This is a genomic window from Streptomyces sp. NRRL S-495, assembly GCF_000966955.1.
GTDB lineage: Bacteria > Actinomycetota > Actinomycetes > Streptomycetales > Streptomycetaceae > Kitasatospora > Kitasatospora purpeofusca.
Genome location: NZ_JZWY01001331.1, coordinates 1 through 491, shown reverse-complemented (window position 1 = coordinate 491; position 491 = coordinate 1). Strand labels below are relative to the sequence as shown.

3 protein-coding genes are annotated in these 491 nt (G+C 68.4%); all 3 read left to right on the top strand.

The genetic code is table 11. The features are described from left to right. Positions 1 to 121 (top strand): DUF397 domain-containing protein (locus VR45_RS45200; RefSeq protein WP_159394573.1); only part of this gene is annotated, 121 nt, incomplete at its 5' end. 59 nt (positions 122 to 180) lie between these two features. Then, positions 181 to 366: a DUF397 domain-containing protein gene (locus VR45_RS41525; protein ID WP_045945172.1), complete on the top strand. Its 186-nt coding sequence runs from the start codon at positions 181 to 183 to the stop codon at positions 364 to 366. 60 nt (positions 367 to 426) lie between these two features. Further along, positions 427 to 491: DUF397 domain-containing protein (locus tag VR45_RS50955; RefSeq protein ID WP_353612762.1), on the top strand; the 65-nt coding region annotated here is incomplete at its 3' end.

Below are 491 nucleotides of genomic sequence, written 5' to 3'. Positions count from 1 at the left end.
CCCCGGCCTCGTCCCCGTCCGTGACTCCAAGAACCCCGCCGGCCCCGCCCTCCTCTTCCCCGCCGACGCCTGGCGCGCCTTCGTCACCGCCGTCAAGCACGACGAGTTCGACATCCTCTGACAACCCGGCCCCCTCCCCCTACCGTGGACCTCAGGCCAACAGAAGGGAACTCCCGGACCATGTCGTGGCGGAAGAGCACCTACAGCGGCCAAGGCGGCGAATGCGTCGAGATCGCCGACGACCACCCCGGCCTCGTCCCCGTCCGACACTCCCAGGACCCCGCCGGCCCCGCCTTCCTCTTCCCCGCCGACGCCTGGCGCGCCTTCGTCACCGCCGTCAAGCACGACGAGTTCGACATCCTCTGACACCCGGCATTCCCTTCACCTACCGTGGATCTCAGGCCAACAGAAGGGAACTCCCGGACCATGTCGTGGCGGAAGAGCACTTACAGCGACGGTGGCGGTGGCTGCATCGAGATCGCCGACGACCA